The sequence below is a fragment of the Microbacterium sp. CGR2 genome (genome assembly GCF_003626735.1).
Lineage (GTDB): Bacteria > Actinomycetota > Actinomycetes > Actinomycetales > Microbacteriaceae > Microbacterium.
The window spans coordinates 634,136-652,637 of sequence record NZ_RBHX01000001.1; the positions used below are offsets into that span (position 1 = coordinate 634,136).

The window sequence follows — 18,502 nt, forward strand, 5'->3', positions numbered from 1 at the left end:
CCCGGTCGCTGAACGTGAGACGCCCCGCTCCGGCTGACCGGGGCGGGGCGTCTCACTGGGGGATGTCAGGCCCGAGAGCCCGAATCGTCTGCCCCGTCTTCGATCACGGCCTTGGCGGCCGCGGCTTCTGACGCCGGCGCCTGGGCTCCGACGGTGACGCCGCGAACCGCGTCACTCGCCTGTTCCTGTGCGCTGTCCGACCCGTCAGCGTCGCCGGTGACGACGACAGGCGTCGTCCCGGTGAGAGCTTCTTCAGCGTCGATGTCCGTCGCCGCCTGCTCGAACTGCGACTGGTACAGGCGCCAGTACGCACCCTGCGCGGTGATGAGCTCGTCGTGCGTGCCCTTCTCGACGATGTCACCGTGCTCCATCACGAGGATGAGGTCGGCGTCACGGATGGTCGACAGTCGGTGCGCGATCACGAACGACGTGCGCCCGTGACGGAGCGCCGCCATCGCGTGCTGCAGCAGCAGCTCGGTGCGGGTGTCGACCGCCGACGTGGCCTCGTCGAGGATGAGGATCGACGGCTGCGCGACGAATGCCCGCGCGATGGTGATGAGCTGACGCTCACCTGCGGAGACGTTCGAGGCGTCTTCGTCGAGCACGGTGTCGTAACCCTCGGGAAGAGCGTGCACGAATCGGTCGACGTAGGTCGCCTTCGCCGCTGCGAGAACCTCTTCGTCGGTCGCGGTGGAGCGACCGTACCGGATGTTCTCGCGGATGCTGCCGGCGAACAACCACGGGTCCTGCAGCACCATGCCGGTGCGGGAGCGCAGGTCGTCGCGGGTGATCTCCGAGATGTCCTGCCCGTCGAGCAGGATGCGGCCGCCACTGAGCTCGTAGAACCGCATGATGAGGTTCACGAGCGTCGTCTTGCCCGCGCCCGTCGGACCGACGATCGCGACGGTCTGCCCCGGCTCCACCCGGAACGACAGATCGTTGATGAGCGGACGCTCGGGCGTGTACGAGAACGTGACGTTCTCGAACTCGATGACACCCTTGCCGTCGGCGAGTGCCGGAGCATCCGAATCGTCGGCCTCCTGCTCATCGGCGTCGAGCAGCTGGAAGACCCGTTCGGCCGACGCGGTGCCGGACTGCACGACCGCGGCCATGCCACCCAGCTCCGACAGCGGCTGCGTGAACTGCTGCGAGTACTGGATGAACGCCTGCACGTCACCGAGTCTGAGCTGCCCACTGGCGACCATCAGACCGCCGAGCACGGCGATTCCGACGTAGCTGAGGCTTCCGACGAACATCATCGCCGGCATGATGATGCCGGAGAGGAACTGCGCCTTGAAGCTGGCCTGGAACAGCTCTTCGTTCTCGACCTGGAACTTGTCCAGCGCGTCTTTCTCGCGGCCGAAGACCTTCACGAGCGCGTGGCCCGAGAACGCCTCTTCGACACGAGCGTTCAGCCGGCCGACCTTGCGCCACTGCGAACCGAACGCCTTCTGCGACCGCGGTCCGATGACGCCGAAGATGACGGCCATCAGCGGGAGCGTGACGAGCGCGACGAGCGCCAGCTGCCACGAGATCGTGAACATCATGAACAGGACGCCGATGACCGTGAGCACCGAGGTGAGCGCTCCCGACAGCGATTGCTGCATCGTCTGGGTGATGTTGTCGATGTCATTCGTGACGCGCGAGATCAGCTCGCCGCGCTGCACCTTGTCGAAGTAGGACAGGGGCAGGCGGTTGATCTTCGCCTCGACCGCCTCACGCAGGCGCCACATGGTGCGCACCATGATGACGTTGATGACGTAGCCCTGGATCCAGGTGAGGAAAGCCGCCGCGACGTAGATCGCGAGGACTGCGGCGATGATCCATCGCAGCGCACCGAAGTCGACGCCGTCACCGACGCGGAAGTCGCCCAGTGCTCCGACCTGGTTGGCGAAGTCGGTCTGCCCCGCGCCGTTGAGCGCATCGACGACGACGTTCTGCGGAGTCCCCGCGGGGAAGCCGGGGAAGTCGCCGTTGGGCTGACCGAGCTGGATGGAGATGAATCCCTTGTAGACGAGGTTCGTGGCCTCGCCCAGGACTTTCGGTGCCGCGACCGTCAGCACGACTCCGATGGCGCCGAGGATCGACACGAAGATGAACCACACCGCCGACGGCTTCAGCAGCCCGATCATCCGCGCGAAGCTCGGCCCGAAGTTGTCGGCCTTGCCGGGTGCGACGCTGTCCCAGTCGCCGGAGTTCTGGCGCGCCTGTTCGGCGAGCTCCAACTCGTACTTCTCTTCTTCGGTCAGTTCCGGCTCGACGACCGCGGTCGTCGAGCGATTCTTCCTGGACCGAGCCTCTGCGCCCTTCGTGGGGCGCTTCTCGTTCTCGCTCATGCGTCCGCCCCCAGCTGCGATTCGACGATCTCTCGGTAGGTCTCGCTCGTCTCCAGCAGCTCCTGATGGGTGCCGGCGCCGACCATGGTCCCGCCGTCGAGGACGATGATGCGGTCGGCATCCGTGATGGAGGAGACGCGCTGAGCCACCACGATCTTCGTGACGTGCGGCAACTCGCGCCACAGTGCTTGGCGCAATCGGGCATCCGTGGTCAGGTCGAGGGCCGAGAACGAGTCGTCGAACACGAGGATCTGCGGCTGGTGCACGATCGCACGCGCGATCGCGAGTCGCTGGCGTTGCCCGCCGGAGACATTCGTGCCGCCCTGCGCGATGCGCGACTCGAGTCCGTCGGGCATCTCCTCGACGAAGTCGCGGCCTTGCGCGATCTCGAGCGCGTGCCAGAGCTCTTCGTCCGTTGCTTCTTCTCGCCCATAGCGCAGGTTCGAAGCCACCGTCCCGGTGAAGAGGAACGGGCGCTGCGGGACCAGACCGATGCTGTCCCAGAGCGCCTCGACGTCGGCATCGCGCACGTCGGTGCCGCCGACGTGCACGGAACCGCCGGAGACGTCGAACAGGCGCGGGATGAGGGAGACGAGCGTGGTCTTGCCTGAACCGGTGGAACCGACGATCGCGACCGTCTCGCCCGGCTGAGCGGCGAAGCTGATGCCCTTGAGCACGGGGGCGTCGGCTCCGGGGTAGGTGAACTCGACGTCATCGAGCGCGACAGAGCCCGGTGTCGGGAAAACGGTGACGCCGTTCTCCGGGCGGACCATCGTGGACTCCGAGTCGAGCACCTCGCCGATGCGCTCGGCCGAGACCGCGGCGCGCGGAATCATCATCGCCATGAAACTCGCCATGATGACGCCGCCCATGATCTGGCCGATGTACTGCATGAAGGCGAAGAGGGTGCCGACCTGGACAGTGCCGTTGTTGACCTCGATGCCGCCGAACCAGATGACCGAGACGACCGTGACGTTGAGGATCAGCATGAACAGCGGGAACAGCAGCACGAACAGGGAGCCCACCTTGCGACCCACCACCATGATGTCGGTGTTGGCCCCTCGGAAGCGTTCCTCTTCGATGCGCTCCCGGACGAACGCGCGGACGACGCGGACGCCCGTGAGCTGTTCGCGCATGATGCGGTTCACGTTGTCGAGCTTGCCCTGGTAGGTGCGGAACAGCGGAACCATGCGACCGATGACGAGCGCGGCGAGGATCAGCAGCAGCGGCACGGAGACGGCGATCAGCCAGCTGAGGCCGACATTCGTCTGGACGGCGAAGATGATGCCGCCGATCGCGAGGAGGGGCGCAGTGACGAGCATGGTCGCGCCCATCATCGCGAGCATCTGCACCTGCTGGACGTCGTTCGTGTTGCGCGTGATGAGTGAGCCGGCGCCGAACTGCGAGACTTCGCGCTCGGAGAAGCCGCTGACCTTGCCGAACACGTCGGCGCGGATGTCGCGCCCGGCGCCCATCGCAGCCCTGGCGGCGAAGTAGGTCGCGGTCACGGAGGCGACGATCTGCCCCAGCGACACGGCGAGCATGAACAGACCTGTGTTCCAGATGTAGCCGGTGTCGCCCATGGCGACACCCTTGTCGATGATGTCGGCGTTCAGGCGGGGGAGGTACAGGGTCGCCGCCGCACTGGCGAGCTGGAAGACCAGCACACCGAGCAGGAGCCACCTATAGCGAGACAGGTAACGGAGGAGGATTTTTCCCAGCACAGGCGCACTTTCTAGGAAGGGTGGAACGGCGGATTTCTCGGCAGACGGATGCCGACCGACAATCGGCCACACCAAAGGGTGCCACGAAGCGCGGACATTCGTATCCCTCTTGAGGCGTACCTTCGCTGACAGCGAACCATTTCGCCTGCGGCCAGCGGTTTCTAGACCGGGACGAAGAAGTCGAGCCCACACAGTTGGCGGGGATTTTCACACTCCGCGGGCCGATTCGGGATGTTTCATCCGACATCCGTCAACACTCCCGACACGTGTACCGAGCGGTCTGACAGTTGTCCGCGGGCGACGCCCGGACTCAGAAGAGCGGATGCTCCGGCACATAGTCCCGCGCGGCCGCACCGGCATCCGCCGGCAGCTCGGCGAGAGTCGGCGGATCCCAGCGCGGAGTGCGGTCCTTGTCGACCAGCTGCGCGCGGATGCCCTCGACCAGGTCCGGATGCTCGTTGACGAACCAGAGCACGCGTCGGTATTCACCCTCCAGCGCTTCCCGCAACCCGGCGGCCTCGCGGGCCTCGCGCACGGCATCGAGCGTGACCACGAGGGCGGTGGGAGCGAGCCCCTCCAGGACGTCGGCGGCGGCCGCAGCATCCGGAGCCTGCGATGCGCGCAGCCGCTCGACGATCCCGACGACGTCGGGTGCCGAGAACGCCTCGTCGATCCATCCCTGCGATGCGGGAAGCCGGCTCGGATCCGGCGTCTCGTCGAAGAGCAGCACGATCTCGCTGGGCCCGGTCGGATCGGCACGGTAGGCGAATGCCTCACGAAGAGCGTCGAGCCGTTCGGACGGCACGAAGTGATCGGCGAAACCCAGGTGCACCGCATCCGCCCCGCTCATGCTCGCGCCCGTCAGTCCGAAGTACTCGCCGAACCGACCGGGGGCCCGGCCCAGCAGCCAGGTCCCACCGACGTCGGGCGTGAAACCGATGCGGGTCTCCGGCATGGCGAGCTTCGAGCGCTCGGTGACGATGCGGATGGCGGCGTGACCGGCCAGGCCGATCCCGCCACCCATGGTGATGCCGTCCGCCAGCGCCACCACCGGCTTCGGATACTCGGCGATCAGCGCGTTCAATGCGTATTCCGCCCGGAAGAACTCCGCGGTCCGCTCCGCCTGCCCCGCGACGATCTGCCCATGCAGCGCCCGCACGTCGCCGCCGGCGCACATCCCACGCTCCCCCGCCCCGTCGATCAGGACGATCTGCACGTCTGTGTCGTCGACCCACGCGGTGAGCGCCTGAGTGAGGAGTTCGATCATGCCGAGATCCAACGCGTTGATCGCCTCGGCACGGTTGAGGGTGAGCCTCCCGAGGGCCCCTTCCGTGCGGACGAGGACACGGGGCGCGGAGGTCGAATCGGTCACGGATGCCAGGCTACTCCGTCGCCCCGACGGCCCGGCATCCGCACGAAATACGCGATCCGAGCGCTTTTCCGGCAGGATAGGGGGAACTGTTCATTGCAACGAGAGGTCGCGGATGCCCGACGGACAGGTGCTCGAGTTCACGAATGTGACGAAGCGCTTCAATGAGGTGACCGCTGTCTCGGACTTCTCCGCACGCGTCGAGCCCGGTGCTGTCACCGCCTTCCTCGGCCCGAACGGGGCGGGCAAGACCACATCGCTCCGGATTCTGCTCGGCCAGATTCGCGCGACGTCCGGAACGGCCACGATCGGTGGCATTGCATATGCGGAGCTCCGTCAGCCGCTGCGCACGATCGGTGCAGTGCTGGAGGAGACGGCCTACCGGCCGCGGCGCACCGCCAACCGCCAGCTCACGATCGCGGCGAAAGCCAACGGCATCCCGCTCTCGCGTGTCGACGAGGTGCTCTCGCTGGTCGGCCTCGAAGGAGAGGGCGATACGCGCATCGGCGGGTACTCGCTCGGCATGCGCCAGCGGTTGAGCGTCGCGCACGCCCTTCTCGGTGATCCCGGGGCGCTCGTGTTCGACGAGCCCGCCAACGGGCTCGACCCTGAGGGCATCCGGTGGATGCGACTGCTGATGCGGCGCCTGGCCGACGAAGGCCGGACCGTCCTCGTCTCCTCCCACCTTCTCAGCGAGGTCGAGCAGGTCGCCGACAACGTGCTCGTCCTGTCCAAGGGGCACCTCGTCCTGGCGAGCGGCATCGAGAAACTCGCCGACCCGAACGCAGGATCCGTCGTGGTCGACGCCAGCGACCGGGGCGCGCTCACCTCCGCCCTGTCGGCAGCCGGATTCGACGTCGAGGTGCTGCGCTCCGGGCTCACCGTGCGAGGTGGCGACGCCGGAACGGTCGGCGCCGTCGCCGCTGCAGCCGGCATCGCCCTCAGCACACTCGTGCAGCGAGGGCCCACCCTCGAGGACGTCTTCATGGACCTGGTGCGCGGCGGCAAGCTCAGGCCGCGCGTCGAATCCGCCGCATCACAGCTGATGGCCCCGGAGAGCTCTGGCTCGGTGGCCACTGTCGCGATCGGCGCGGACAACGAGGGTACGGCGGACTCGGATGAGGCTTCCGACGCGTCGAAGCTGCCGGATGCGACAGCCGCGTCGCACGACGTCAGCAGCGACACGGACGGCGGGGCACCGAGTTCTGAGAAGACGCCGCTCGCTGATCACGCTTCGGTCCAGGTCAGCCTGGTCGAGGAGATCACCGAGAGGGCGTCCGCGACGGAGGCGACCGTCGAGCAGGACGCCGGATCCACGACAGCGAGGTCGTTCGACGAGATCCTCTTCGGTGCGGCCTCCGACACCGCCGAGACACCGGCGCCCGAGCAGGCGCACCACAGCCTCGCAGCGGTCTTCGAGGAGTCTGAAGCACCCGCGGAGTCGGCGACAGCGGAAGAGCCGGTACCGGTCGATGAGGGCGTCGGCGTCGGTGACGCGACCGACGAGACCGCGCGGGTCGACGAGACCGGTGCAGTCGACGAGACCGGTGCGGTCGACGCAGCCCTCGCGGTCGATGAGGCCGGCACTACCGACGAGACTGTGGCGGTCGACGAGGCACCTGAAGCCGGCGAGGCCGGCGAAGATGATGAGTCCGGCGAGGCCGACGACGACAGCAACCCGACAGACGACGGCAGCCTGACGACGGGCGAGATCGAGTCCGTGGGGGTGGAGTTCTTCGCCGAGCTCGACGAGACGGATGCTCCCGGCGAAGCCGAGAGCGAAGCCGGGGGCGAAGCCGAGAGCGAAGCCGGGGATGCAGGCGACGCCGACAGCGACGCACCGGGGGCAGCAGAGCGTGCGGACTCGATCGGAGACAGCCCCACGCAGGAGGGCGAGGACGACCCTCGCTCCGCCGCCGTGACCTCGATGCTCGCCGCCGCCGCTCGCGCGTATTACGACGACGAGCCGAAGGACTATCCGCTCGGCGGCGCAGAGTCGTCGGTGGACGGCGGCGCGTCGCACGAGGGTGCAACCACCGACGACGGCCGTCAGTGGAGCGTCGCATCGACGGGCGTGATCGACACGGTCTCGAGCGCCGAGGCGGTCGAGACTTCAGAGGATCACGAACCGCACGACGAGCACGACCCTCACAACGAGCACCATGAGCACAACGAGCACAACGAGCACGACGAGCACGACGGTGACCATCACCCGCAGTGAGCGCGTTCTGCGCTGACGACAACGCCCTCCCCACCCGAAGGTGGCGGAGGGCGTTCCGTTGTCAGGATGCCGTTGTCAGGATGCCGCAGTCAGGATGCCGCAGTCAGGCCGGCCGTGGGCGGATGACCGGGCGACGGCTTCCTTTCGACACAGGGACCGGGGCGGTCGCGACGATCTCTTCGACAGTGGTCGGTTCGTCGGAGACGTCGAGTCGAAGGGCATGGGTGAGGGCGAGACCGTGCCGCGTGGTCAGGATCAGCCGACCATAGTGCTCGTCGCCCTCGAGGTCGATCACCACGCTGGGGCGGCGACGGCGGATGAGCACGAAGTCGAGACTCCCCGCCGCCTTCCAGCTCCCCGCGGCGAGGACGCCGGGGATGTGCGTACCCGGGTTCGGCACCCCGCGCAGCCACGTCCAGGCATCTTCGATGAGCTGCACCTTGGCGATGGTCTCGCGCGCGACGCGAACATTCTGCCGATGGAAGGTGGCGGCACGCTCGATCGGGGAGAGCACGATCTCCAGTTGCGTCTGATCCAACAGCAACGTCACCATGCCCCCAGTCTGCCAGCGCGGGCCTTCCCGTTGTCTGGAAGTTGCTCACAGGAAAGCAACGATCCGTTGTGGCGCGCCCCGTGTTGCACAAATCGCCTCTTTCGGTATTCGAACATATGTTCTATACTAGAGGCATGGCCACCCACTCCGACGACACCATCGAGCAGCGTCGCGAGCTGCTCGATGCGTGGGTCGAGAAGCGGCGTCAGATCGCCATCATGGAGGCCGAAGCGTCGACGCTTCTCGCTGACCGCGTGCGCGATCTCGACGCCGACGTTCGGGAGCACCCGCATCACCGGGAGGCGATTCATCGGTCGATGATCGCCGAGTACTCGGCCGCCGGCCGTGTCGCCAAGGGCAGCGTCGAGTACGCGTTTTCCGACGCCTACTTCCTCGACGATGCGCACCCGGCCATCCGCGAGTCCTTTGGTCGCGGCGACATCACCGCCGCGCACGTGCGAGAGATCGTTCGGGCAGCGATGATCGTCCGGCAGGCGGTTCGTGAGGGGCGGGCCGTTCCCGAAGCCCTGAGTCTCTACGACACGGCGGCTCTCGTGGTGGCCGAGCGCGAAACTCCGGGTCGCACACGAGCGATGGTGCGTCAGATCGCTGCGTCCCTCGCCGGCGAGACGCTGAACGATCGCCATCGCCGAGCCCGCGGCGAGCGTTCGGTCACGATGCGTTCGCTCGATGACGGCCTGGCCATGCTGCAGATCGTGCTCCCCGAGCACCTCGCCGCCGCCATCCTCGACCGTCTCACCCGGCTCGCTGAGAAGCTGATCGCCACCCGCGACGATCACACGCCTGCTCTCACTTCCGACGCCCTCGATGCTGGACCAGACCCGATCTATCTGCACGATCTGGCGCCCGACGACCCGCGCCGCGACGATCCCGCCCTCAACGAGCACCGGTTCGATGACCACGTGATCTTCGGAGAAGACGGTACCTTCACCCTCGATCCGTGTTCTCCCGACCTTGAGCACCTGCCGTCCGACGAGCGCACCGTCGACCAGGTTCGCGCCGATCTGCTGAGCGACCTCCTCCTCACGACCGATCCGTCCGAGGCGAACGGCACCGGGCTCGACGGGGTGCAGGCGCGGGTGCAGGTCACCATCGCCGCTTCTTCCCTGATCGGTGCCGATGATCGCCCCGCAGAGCTCGATGGCGTCGGCCCTCTGCACCCCGACATCGCCCGAGATCTCGCAGGTCGGTGCCGCGGATGGTCGCGCCTGTTCCTCGATCACTCCGGCATGGTGACCGCCACCGACACCTACTCCCCCACCGAGGCGATGCGGCGGCACTTGCGTGCCCGAGATCAGCACTGCCGGTTCCCCGGGTGCCGTATGCCCGTCCATCGCTGCGAGATCGATCACAATCACGACCATGCCAAGGGCGGCAGAACTTCGACAGACAATCTCAGTCACTTCTGCATCGGGCACCACACGTTGAAGCATCCCGATATCCACGAGCGATATCGATGGACCGCCCGACAACTCCCCGGCGGGGACATCGAGTGGATCAGCCCGATCGGGCGCAGCTACACCGATGCAGCGCCGCGCAGAGTCATGTTCGTCTGAATAGCCGCCGCAGCCGCACCGGTCTCACGCCGGAGCAACGGCGACGGCAGCCGCCGCGGCCGCAGCCGCGGCTGGCAGGGCCGCTTCGATGATCTGAAGCTCCTCGTCGCCGTGCGCAGCCGTGAGGAACCACGCCTCGAAGACACTCGGCGGCAGCGCCACACCCTGCTCCCGCATCGAGTGGAAGAACGGCGCGTAGCGGAACGACTCCTGCGCCTGCGCTTCGTCGTAGTCGCGGGGAGCAGAAGCACGGAAAGACGCGTTGAACAGACTGCCGGCCTTCGCCACCGCGTGGGTCACTCCCGCGTCCGCGAGAGCCCGATCGAGCGCCGTGGCCAGCCGCGAGGATGCCGCATCCACGGTCGCGTACACCTCCGGCGTCGCCCCGCGCAGCGTCGCGAGCCCCGCAGCGACCGACAGCGGGTTCCCCGAGAGCGTCCCCGCCTGATACACCGGCCCGAGCGGCGCGAGAAGATCCATGATCTCCGCCCGACCGCCGAGCGCGGCCAAGGGCATCCCGCCGCCGACGACCTTGCCGAAAGCGATGATGTCGGGCACGTACTCCTCCCCCGCAGCAGCCTGCAGCCCCCAGAACCCGGCAGCATGCACGCGGAACCCCGTCAGGACCTCATCGAGGATCATCAGGGCACCGTGGGCGTGCGCGGTGTCTGCGATGAGGCGGTTGAACCCCGGCAACGGCGCGACGACGCCCATGTTGGCAGCCGCCGCTTCGACGATGACCGCCGCGATGCGGTGCCCGTGCTCGGCGAAGACCGCGGCGAGAGCATCCGGGTCGTTGTAGCCGATGACCAGCGTCTGTGCGGCGATCGGCCCCGGGACCCCCGCGGACCCGGGAAGTGCCAGCGTCGCCACGCCGGAACCCGCCTGAGCCAGAAGCCCGTCCGAATGACCGTGGTAGTGCCCCGCGAACTTCACCAGCAGATCGCGACCGGTCGCCCCGCGCGCCAGGCGGATCGCGGTCATCGTCGCCTCGGTGCCCGTCGAAACCAGACGCACCCGCTCCACGGGGCGAACGTCGCCGAATCGGACACGATCCGCGATCAGGGTCGCCAGTTCGACCTCACCCTCGGTCGGAGCGCCGAACGACAGTCCTCGCGCTGCGGCCTCCTGCACGGCCGCCACGACCTCGGGATGCGCGTGCCCGAGGAGAGCCGGCCCCCATGAGGCCACCAGGTCGACGTACCGCCGGCCGGAAGCATCCGTGACCGTCGCTCCCTTCGCCGAGGCGAGGAACCGCGGTGTGCCGCCGACGGAGCCGTAGGCGCGCACGGGCGAGTTCACCCCACCGGGGATGACTGCCCTGGCAGCCGAGAACAGGTCGTCATTGCGGTCGGTCATCAGACTCCTCAGTCGTCGAGCCAGCGGGCAGCCTCGGTCGCCCAATACGTCAGCACCGCGTCCGCGCCCGCTCGGCGAATGGAGAGCAGCGACTCCAGGATCGCGGCACGACGGTCGATCCAACCGTTCGCCGCGGCGGCCTCGATCATCGCGTACTCGCCGGACACCTGGTACGCCCACACCGGGACGTGCACCGTGTCGCGCACCTCGCGCAGAACGTCGAGGAAAGACATCGCCGGCTTCACCATGACGATGTCGGCGCCTTCCGCCTCGTCGACGACGGCCTCACGCACGCCCTCCCGACGGTTGCCGGGATCGAGCTGATACGTGCGGCGGTCGCCCTGCAACTGCGAGTCGACGGCCTCGCGGAAGGGCCCGTAGAACGCACTCGCGTACTTCGCGGCGTACGCGAGCAGCAGCGCGTCCGTGAAACCCTCCGCGTCGAGAGCGGCGCGGATGACGGCGACCTGGCCGTCCATCATCCCCGAGAGCCCCAGCAGCTGCGAACCGGCGCGCGCCTGGGCGAGCGCCATCGATGTGTAGCGTTCGAGCGTCGCATCGTTGTCGACCGCCCCGTCGGCGGTGAGAACTCCGCAGTGACCGTGGTCGGTGAACTCATCCAGGCAGAGGTCGGTCTGCACGACCAGCGCGTCGCCGACTTCGGCGGCCAGCGCCTCGGTCGCGACATTCAGGATGCCGTGCGGATCATCCGCCCCGGACCCTCGCGCATCGCGCACAGCCGGAACACCGAAGAGCATCACGCCGCCGACACCGGCCTCCGCAGCCTCCACAGCTGCGGCGCGCAGCGAATCGACCGAGTGCTGAAGGACGCCCGGCATCGAACCGATCGCGGACGGCTCGGTCAGCCCCTCGCGGACGAAGAGCGGTAAGACCAGTTGCGCCGGCCGCACCGACGTCTCGCGCACGAGGTTGCGAACCGCCGGCGACTGACGAAGACGCCGCAGCCGGACTTCCGGGAAGCTCACGGCGCGAACTCGTCAGCGGAGTGCGGGAGCGTGAACTGCGAGACGGCGTCGATCAGCGCATCGACGGTCTGCTTGTCTGCGACGACGGAAACCGACAGGCCCGCCTTGCGCGCGTCCTTCGCCGTACGCGGGCCGATCGCGGCGAGAAGGGTGTCGTCGGGGATGTGCGGGAACTGCGCGCGCACCTGCTCCGCCACGGAGCCACTGGTGATGAGGATGGCGTTGATCCGGCCGTTCTCGACGTCGCGCCGGATGCGCTCGGTCACGGGAACTCCGACGGTGCGGTAGGCGACGACGCTCGCGACGTCGTGCCCGGCCTGCGAGAGCAGCTTGCTGAGCACGGGCTTCGCGATCTCGCTGCGGAGGGCGAGGATGCGGCGGGGCTGCGTCTCCAGAGCGATCAGCTGCTCCGCCATCCCCTCAGCGGAGTTGTCCTGGTCGGGAACCAGCGCGACCTCGTACCCCACGGCCTGCAGAGCCGCCGCCGTGGTCTCGCCGACCGCAGCGATCTTGGTCGAACGGGGAACCACCGCGCGATGCGCGAACAGCACGTCGACGGTGGTCGCGCTCGTGACGGTCAGCCAGTCGAACGCCCCTGCAGCCAGCTGCTCCAGCGCGACGTCCAGACCCGCCTGGTCGGTCGTCGGCGCGAAGTTGATCAGCGGAGCCACCACCGGCACGGCTCCGTGGGAACGGAGGCTCGCGGCGACGCCATCACCCCAGGGGCCTCCCCGGGGCACGAGGATGCGTCGTCCGTCCAACGGTCGGTCCTGCTTCGAATCGGGTGTCATGAGGAATGCTCTCGGGAGACGAGTCCAGCCGCCCCTTGATCGAGCAGCCGACGGGCAAGAGTGAACCCGAGCTCGCGTGCTGCGCGCATCGGGTCTGCACCATCGGCAGTATCCGCTCCATTGCCACTGCCGTTCCGACGAATATACTCCCCGCTCAGCGGTTCCGTGACGTCGAGGCCGATCCTGTTACTGCCGTCGGGTGCGTAGACCACCGTCCTGACGCGGATCGACCCTTCTTCGACGACCGCGTGTGCGGCCATCGGCGCCTGGCATCCGGCGTCGAGGCCTTCCAGGACTGCGCGCTCGACCGTGATCGCCAGTCGAGTGTTCCAGTCGTCGAGTTCGGCGAGCGCGGCGAGCAGGTCGGCGGGAGCATCCGCTCGCGTCTCGACGGCGAGCGAGCCCTGCCCTGGGGCGGTCGGCCACTCGGCGAGCCCGAGCTCCTCGCGTTGCAATGGCGTGTTCGTGTCGAGCCGCGACAACCCCGCGGCCGCGAGGATCACCGCATCCAGCTCTCCCGACGCGACGCGTGCGAGGCGGGAGTCGACGTTGCCGCGGATGTCGACGACCTCCGCATGCGGTGCACGGCGATGCACCTGGGCGATGCGGCGCGGCGACCCGGTGCCGACGGTGCTGCCGGGCGCCAAGTCGTGCAGCGCGACGCCGCCGCGGGTGAGGACCACGTCTCGCGCGTCTTCTCTCGTCGGAGTCGCGGCGATCACGAGTCCGGCCGGGATGGCGGTCGGCAGGTCTTTGAGCGAGTGCACCAGGAAGTCGCACTCGCCCGCCAGCAGCGCCTCGCGAAGCCGGGTGGCGAAGATTCCCAGACCGCCGATCTCCGAAAGAGAGGCGCGGTTCGTGTCGCCTTCGCTGGTGATCGGGACCAACTCGACAGGGCGCCCCGCGATCTTCTCGAGGGCGGTGGCGACATGACCGGACTGCGCCTGCGCGAGAGCGCTGCGGCGGGTGCCCAGACGGATCGGGATGCTCATCCGCGCGCCTACTGCAGCACGTCCGCGATCTCGTCGAAGCGCAGGCGGCGCCCCGTGTAGAAAGGCACCTCCTCCTTCACATAGAGACGCGCATCGGTGTAGCGGAGATCGCGCATGAGATCGACGAGTTCCGTGACGTCATCGGCCTCGAGCGGGAGCAGCCATTCGTAGTCGCCGAGCGCGAACGCAGCGACGGTGTTGGCGATGACGCCCTTGAAAGCCGCCCCCTTGCGACCATGGTCGGCGAGCATGCGGCGGCGGTCCTCTTCGGCCGCCAGGTACCACTCGGGAGTGCGAACGAAGGGGTACAGGCAGAGCCAGTCCTTCGGCTCCACCCCGCGGAGGAAGCCGGGAACGTGCGACCGGTTGAACTCCGCATCGCGGTGCACGCCCATGACGTTCCACACGGGGATCAGCGAGCGAAGAAGGTCGGTCCGGCGCAGGCGTCGCAGCGCCTTCTGCAGCTCTTCGGCGGTCTCACCATGGAGCCAGACCATGAGGTCCGCGTCAGCCTTCAGTCCGGACACATCGTAGAAGCCACGCACAGTGACGCCGGAGTCTTCGACGTGAGAGACGATCGTCTCGAGTTCCGTCGAGTCGTTCTCGGTGACGGGCACCCCGGGATCGCGTCGCCAAACTGCCCACAAGGTGAAGCCGGACGGGTTCTCTTCGCGCTCTTCGGACATGTCTCCAGTCTGCCCCTTTCGCGCGGGAGCCGCGAATGCGCGAGTCGTCAGCGGGCGACCGCGCGGGCGATCGCCCACACGACTCCGCCTACCACCGCCGCGATGCCGACAGCGGCCGCGATCGCCGCGATCGGGTTGCGATCGGCGAAGACACGAGCATCGGCGACGGCGCGAGTCGACGCCTGCTCCACGCGCCGCGGAATGTTGCCCTTGATCTCGATCGCGGCCAGGGCGGCCTTCAGTTCAGCGCGCGCCGACTCACGAGGATCGAGGATGCCTGCCGGGACGACGGTGCGGGGTAGCAACGGCTCAGAGATTGTCATTGCCGGCCTCCTTCACGATTCGGATGTCCTGCGCGACAGCCTGTCCCGGGTTCTCGCGAGCGAGGACCTTGCGGAACTTCAGGATGCCGAGCAGGGCGAACAACAGGACCACGACGAGGAGGATGCCGAGCACGGCGACTGCCGACAGCCAGACCGGCCACCAGGAGGAAAGCCCCGCGATGGCGAAGACGAGGATGACCGGCACCGCCCAGAACAGGAAGAACAGCGCGATGAGGAACCAGACCGAGCCGATTCCGGCATCCTTCGCCGTCTTCGAGATCCAGACCTTCGCCGCGTCGATCTCTGCCTTGACGAGCTTGGTGACGAGTTCGGGCAGGTCGCCCAGAACGGTCAGCAGACTGTCGTCGGCGCGATCCCGGTATCCGCGAGCCATGATCAGACGCCGGGCTTCTTCGGAGCCGGCTTCTTGCTCGTGACGCTGGCAGTCGTGGCACCGGCGCCGGCGGGACCGGCGTTCCGGGACTTGGCTTCCTCGACCGCATCCTCCGTGGCCTCGGATACGTCTTCTGCGGCTTCCTTGCCGGAGGAGATGACGGCGTCGAGCTTCTCGCCCGCGCTCCCCTCGCCCGTGACCGACTTGACGACCTTCACGGCCCCGGTCCACAGGACCCCGGGGACAGCGGCGGCCTTGTCACCGACGAAACCCTTGACCTTGTCGACCTGATCCTGCACCTGGTCCGTGTTCCAGACCTTCTGCCACTGCGTCTTCAGCTGCTCGTAACGCTCCTGTCCTGCACGAGTGCCGAGCACGTAGCCGACGCCGAGTCCTACGACGAGTCCGATTTTCCCCTTCATGGGGTCTCCTCACGTTGTTCCGGCCTGATTCGCCCTATGCGGACGATGATCGAAGGTCTGCTCCCCCGGTCAGGTCTCCAGCGTAGCCCCGTATGCCGATTTCGGCATCTGTACCGCCAGGGGTTGACACCGGCGATTCATCAGTGCCAGAGAAGGGCTCGACGGAGGCGGTCGGCCTCGTCCTTCGCGTCCGGGATCACCTGCGCCAGACCCGTGCCGGCAAGCCAGGAGCCGACCGCCGCGAGACCGGGCGCGGCCTGTACTGCGGCGCGCGCGGCGGCGCGGCGTTCACCCGATCCGATGATCGAGGCCGGCTGGGACTGCACGAAACGGGAACGGTGCGCGGCCACGAGCGTCTCCGCGCCGAGCGGCACTCCGAGCAGAGCGGACGCCTCGCGCAGTGCGAGGGCGGCGGCGGCATCGTCGTCCAACCCGGCGGTGGCCGCAGCCTCTCCCTGAGCGCCGAACGACACCCGTACGACGTGGCGATCGCCCGCAGCGTCACGAACCCAGCTCCACTTCGCCGTGGAGTGAGTCAGCGCCTTCGCCGTGTGACTGCCCGGCACCGTCAGGACGCCCGTTCCCCGAGGGGCACCCTGCAGCCGTGGTGCACGGAGAAGCAGGGTGATGATCTCGACCTCTGGTGACGACGACGATTCGGCGGCGGCGAGCGCAGGGACCACGGGTGCGAGAAGGGAGCGGGCAGCGGATTCGGCGGTCGCGACGATGACGGCATCCGCCGTGAGGTCGACGAGCTCGGGTTCGGACTCCGGATCTGCTTCCGGATCTGCTTCCGGTTCTGCCCCCGACTCGATCGCCGTCTTCGCCGCGATCCGCCACGTCGCGTCGGTCTTCGCGATGCTCTGCACCTCGACGCCGGTGCGCACGTCCGCACCCAGCTGGACCAGGTCGGCGACGAGCGCGTCGACGAGCACGCCCATCCCGCCGCTGAGCCCCTCGACGGCAGCGCCCGGCGCCTTCGCCTCGGTCGGGCCGGCCGTGGCGCGCGCCGCCGCCTCCGCGCGGAGAGCCTGCACCGCACCCGACAGCGATCCGACGCGAGTGAGTGCCGCATTGAGCCCCGGAGCCGCGACATCCACATCGACGTCATCCGGGGAGGCGGAGTAGACGCCCGTCGTCACCGGTGCGACGAGCCGGTCGCGCACCTTGTCGCCCATGCGTGACGAGACCAGCCTGCCGAGGCTGAGCTGGTGTCCGATGGTCAACGGAGGACGTACACGGTCGAGATACGCGCGCCAGGCACCCGACCAGCCGATGATCCGCCGGACGTCATCCTGAAACGGATTGCCCGGGATGCCGAGGATGCCTCCGACCGGCAGCGGTGCCGCTCCCACGCCGGGGATTCCCGCCAGCCACGCCTTCCCCGCATCCGGGGCGACGATCCGGTCGGTGAGGCCGAGTTCGCCCAGGAGCTCGCGAACGTGTCCGCCGCGGGTGGCGTAGCTCTCGGCGCCCGCATCGACGACGACACCGTCGAGTTCGACCCGACGGATCGCACCGCCCACGGCATCGGCCGATTCGAGCAGGGTCACGCGCATGCCGACCTTCGCGCACTCACGGGCGGCGATCAGTCCGCCGACGCCGCCGCCGATGACGACGACGTGCTTCTCGGCGGCGCGGGCAGCCAGTTCGGGGGGCGCAGCTGAGGGTTCGGCGGTCATGCCGTCAATTCTTCCACTCGGGGTCAGGTCGAGTGGACGAGTTCGACGATGCGGGTGAGCTGATCGGGGTCTGTCTCCGGAGGCACCCCGTGCCCGAGATTCACGATGTGCGCGCGTGCCGCACGGCCGCGCTCGATCACGTCGCGCACGTGCGTCTCCAAGACGGGCCATGGAGCTGAGAGCAGCGCGGGATCGATGTTGCCCTGCACGGTCACGTCCGGGCCGAGGAGTGCCGCCGCCTCATCGAGCGGCTGGCGCCAGTCGACACCGACGCCGTCGGCCACGCCGCCCAGGCGCATGTCGGCGAGGAACGGTCCGGTGCCGACTCCGAAGTGGATGGTCGGGATGCCGATGCCCTCCAGCGCCGCATGCGAATGCGGGGCGACGAAGGCGCGATAGTCGGCCGGGTTGAGAGAGCCCGCCCAGCTGTCGAAGAGCTGGACCACGGATGCGCCGGCGTCGCGCTGCGTCTCCAGGAAGCGTCGCGAGACCCGCGCCAGCCATCCGGCGAGGCGGTTCCAGGCGTCGGGGTCGGCGTGCATCATCGCTCGAGCGCGCAGGTGCTCCTTCGACGGGCCGCCCTCGACCAGGTAAGCGGCGAGGGTGAACGGGGCGCCGGCGAACCCGATGAGCGGGGTGTCGCCGAGTTCGGCGGTCACGATCCGCACCGCTTCGGCGATCGCGGTGCCATCGAGCGAATCCGGGTCGATGGCCGTGATCCGATCCACGTCGGATGCCGAGCGCACGGGGTTCGCGAAGACCGGGCCGCGTCCTGGTTCGATCTCGACGTCGACGCCGGCGAGCCGCAGCGGGATGACGATGTCGCTGAAGAAGACCGCGGCGTCGACGCCGTGTCGACGCACGGGCTGCAGGGTGATCTCGGCCGCCAGATCGGGGGTGAGGCAGGCATCCAGCATCCGCGTTCCCACCCGCAGTTCGCGATATTCGGGCAACGACCTCCCGGCCTGACGCATGAACCACACCGGGGCGTGGGCAGGACGGGAGCCGGCGAGGGCGCGCAGCAGCGGGGCGTCGGAAAGGGCCATGCTCTCATCCTCCCATCCGGTTGTTGTGAGCCTGCGGAGAT

At 68.3% G+C, this 18,502-nt stretch carries 16 protein-coding genes; 2 read left to right on the forward strand and 14 right to left on the reverse strand.

Annotated elements, in window-relative coordinates:
- Positions 1–65 precede the first annotated feature (65 nt).
- The 3 genes from D7252_RS03305 to D7252_RS03315 all read right to left on the reverse strand — a co-directional run bounded on the left by D7252_RS03305 (position 66) and on the right by D7252_RS03315 (position 5,432).
- Positions 66–2,336, reverse strand: a complete 2,271-nt coding sequence (locus D7252_RS03305; RefSeq protein ID WP_120774091.1) for an ABC transporter ATP-binding protein — start codon at positions 2,334–2,336, stop codon at positions 66–68.
- Entirely contained in the window at positions 2,333–4,060 is a 1,728-nt protein-coding gene (locus D7252_RS03310) for an ABC transporter ATP-binding protein (protein WP_120774092.1), read from the reverse strand. Before D7252_RS03310 ends, D7252_RS03305 begins: the two co-directional genes overlap by 4 nt.
- Positions 4,061–4,370: 310 nt before the next feature.
- Entirely contained in the window at positions 4,371–5,432 is a 1,062-nt protein-coding gene (locus D7252_RS03315) for an enoyl-CoA hydratase/isomerase family protein (protein ID WP_120774093.1), read from the reverse strand.
- Between the two features lie 112 nt (positions 5,433–5,544).
- On the opposite strand from D7252_RS03315, the gene D7252_RS03320 reads away from it, so the two are divergent.
- Positions 5,545–7,650, forward strand: a complete 2,106-nt coding sequence (locus D7252_RS03320; RefSeq protein ID WP_120774094.1) for an ATP-binding cassette domain-containing protein — start codon at positions 5,545–5,547, stop codon at positions 7,648–7,650.
- A 103-nt stretch (positions 7,651–7,753) separates the two neighbouring features.
- Here D7252_RS03320 and D7252_RS03325 read toward each other — a convergent pair whose 3' ends face one another.
- Positions 7,754–8,203, reverse strand: a complete 450-nt coding sequence (locus D7252_RS03325; RefSeq protein WP_120774095.1) for a hypothetical protein — start codon at positions 8,201–8,203, stop codon at positions 7,754–7,756.
- Between the two features lie 134 nt (positions 8,204–8,337).
- Between D7252_RS03325 and D7252_RS03330 the strand changes: the two genes are divergently transcribed.
- A complete protein-coding gene (locus D7252_RS03330) occupies positions 8,338–9,780 on the forward strand; it encodes an HNH endonuclease signature motif containing protein (protein ID WP_120774096.1) in 1,443 nt (480 codons plus the stop codon).
- Between the two features lie 24 nt (positions 9,781–9,804).
- On the opposite strand, the gene D7252_RS03335 is transcribed toward D7252_RS03330, so the two are convergent.
- From D7252_RS03335 to hemE, 10 genes are all read right to left on the reverse strand, one after another.
- Positions 9,805–11,139, reverse strand: a complete 1,335-nt coding sequence (locus D7252_RS03335; protein ID WP_120774097.1) for a glutamate-1-semialdehyde 2,1-aminomutase — start codon at positions 11,137–11,139, stop codon at positions 9,805–9,807.
- Positions 11,140–11,147: 8 nt separating this feature from the next.
- Positions 11,148–12,125, reverse strand: coding sequence for a porphobilinogen synthase (hemB, locus tag D7252_RS03340; RefSeq protein ID WP_120774098.1), 978 nt, complete (start codon positions 12,123–12,125; stop codon positions 11,148–11,150).
- The gene (locus D7252_RS03345) at positions 12,122–12,916 is read right to left on the reverse strand and encodes a uroporphyrinogen-III synthase (RefSeq protein WP_120774099.1); all 795 of its coding nucleotides are present in this window, start codon (positions 12,914–12,916) and stop codon (positions 12,122–12,124) included. The genes hemB and D7252_RS03345 overlap by 4 nt, the downstream gene beginning before the upstream one ends.
- Positions 12,913–13,908: a hydroxymethylbilane synthase gene (gene hemC / locus D7252_RS03350; RefSeq protein ID WP_120774100.1), complete on the reverse strand. Its 996-nt coding sequence runs from the start codon at positions 13,906–13,908 to the stop codon at positions 12,913–12,915. The genes D7252_RS03345 and hemC overlap by 4 nt, the downstream gene beginning before the upstream one ends.
- Positions 13,909–13,916: 8 nt before the next feature.
- A complete protein-coding gene (hemQ, locus tag D7252_RS03355) occupies positions 13,917–14,594 on the reverse strand; it encodes a hydrogen peroxide-dependent heme synthase (RefSeq protein WP_120776775.1) in 678 nt (225 codons plus the stop codon).
- Positions 14,595–14,641: 47 nt separating this feature from the next.
- Positions 14,642–14,917, reverse strand: coding sequence for a hypothetical protein (locus tag D7252_RS03360; RefSeq protein ID WP_120774101.1), 276 nt, complete (start codon positions 14,915–14,917; stop codon positions 14,642–14,644).
- A complete protein-coding gene (locus tag D7252_RS03365; RefSeq protein WP_183055159.1) occupies positions 14,904–15,311 on the reverse strand; it encodes a phage holin family protein in 408 nt (135 codons plus the stop codon). Before D7252_RS03365 ends, D7252_RS03360 begins: the two co-directional genes overlap by 14 nt.
- 2 nt (positions 15,312–15,313) lie before the next feature.
- A complete protein-coding gene (locus D7252_RS03370) occupies positions 15,314–15,733 on the reverse strand; it encodes a hypothetical protein (protein ID WP_120774102.1) in 420 nt (139 codons plus the stop codon).
- Between the two features lie 140 nt (positions 15,734–15,873).
- The gene (gene hemG / locus D7252_RS03375) at positions 15,874–17,415 is read right to left on the reverse strand and encodes a protoporphyrinogen oxidase (RefSeq protein WP_120774103.1); all 1,542 of its coding nucleotides are present in this window, start codon (positions 17,413–17,415) and stop codon (positions 15,874–15,876) included.
- A 23-nt stretch (positions 17,416–17,438) separates the two neighbouring features.
- Positions 17,439–18,461, reverse strand: coding sequence for a uroporphyrinogen decarboxylase (hemE, locus tag D7252_RS03380; protein ID WP_120774104.1), 1,023 nt, complete (start codon positions 18,459–18,461; stop codon positions 17,439–17,441).
- Between the last annotated feature and the right edge of the window lie 41 nt (positions 18,462–18,502).

What these genes read in the sequence shown, in the direction of transcription:
- D7252_RS03305 (WP_120774091.1), bottom strand. Translation starts at nt 2,336, where the DNA reads ATGAGCGAGAACGAGAAGCGCCCCACGAAGGGCGCAGAGGCTCGGTCC.
- D7252_RS03320 (WP_120774094.1), top strand. Translation starts at nt 5,545, where the DNA reads ATGCCCGACGGACAGGTGCTCGAGTTCACGAATGTGACGAAGCGCTTC.
- D7252_RS03325 (WP_120774095.1), bottom strand. Translation starts at nt 8,203, where the DNA reads ATGGTGACGTTGCTGTTGGATCAGACGCAACTGGAGATCGTGCTCTCC.
- D7252_RS03330 (WP_120774096.1), top strand. Translation starts at nt 8,338, where the DNA reads ATGGCCACCCACTCCGACGACACCATCGAGCAGCGTCGCGAGCTGCTC.
- D7252_RS03335 (WP_120774097.1), bottom strand. Translation starts at nt 11,139, where the DNA reads ATGACCGACCGCAATGACGACCTGTTCTCGGCTGCCAGGGCAGTCATC.
- D7252_RS03345 (WP_120774099.1), bottom strand. Translation starts at nt 12,916, where the DNA reads ATGACACCCGATTCGAAGCAGGACCGACCGTTGGACGGACGACGCATC.
- hemC (WP_120774100.1), bottom strand. Translation starts at nt 13,908, where the DNA reads ATGAGCATCCCGATCCGTCTGGGCACCCGCCGCAGCGCTCTCGCGCAG.
- hemQ (WP_120776775.1), bottom strand. Translation starts at nt 14,594, where the DNA reads ATGTCCGAAGAGCGCGAAGAGAACCCGTCCGGCTTCACCTTGTGGGCA.
- D7252_RS03360 (WP_120774101.1), bottom strand. Translation starts at nt 14,917, where the DNA reads ATGACAATCTCTGAGCCGTTGCTACCCCGCACCGTCGTCCCGGCAGGC.
- D7252_RS03365 (WP_183055159.1), bottom strand. Translation starts at nt 15,311, where the DNA reads ATGGCTCGCGGATACCGGGATCGCGCCGACGACAGTCTGCTGACCGTT.
- D7252_RS03370 (WP_120774102.1), bottom strand. Translation starts at nt 15,733, where the DNA reads ATGAAGGGGAAAATCGGACTCGTCGTAGGACTCGGCGTCGGCTACGTG.
- hemG (WP_120774103.1), bottom strand. Translation starts at nt 17,415, where the DNA reads ATGACCGCCGAACCCTCAGCTGCGCCCCCCGAACTGGCTGCCCGCGCC.
- hemE (WP_120774104.1), bottom strand. Translation starts at nt 18,461, where the DNA reads ATGGCCCTTTCCGACGCCCCGCTGCTGCGCGCCCTCGCCGGCTCCCGT.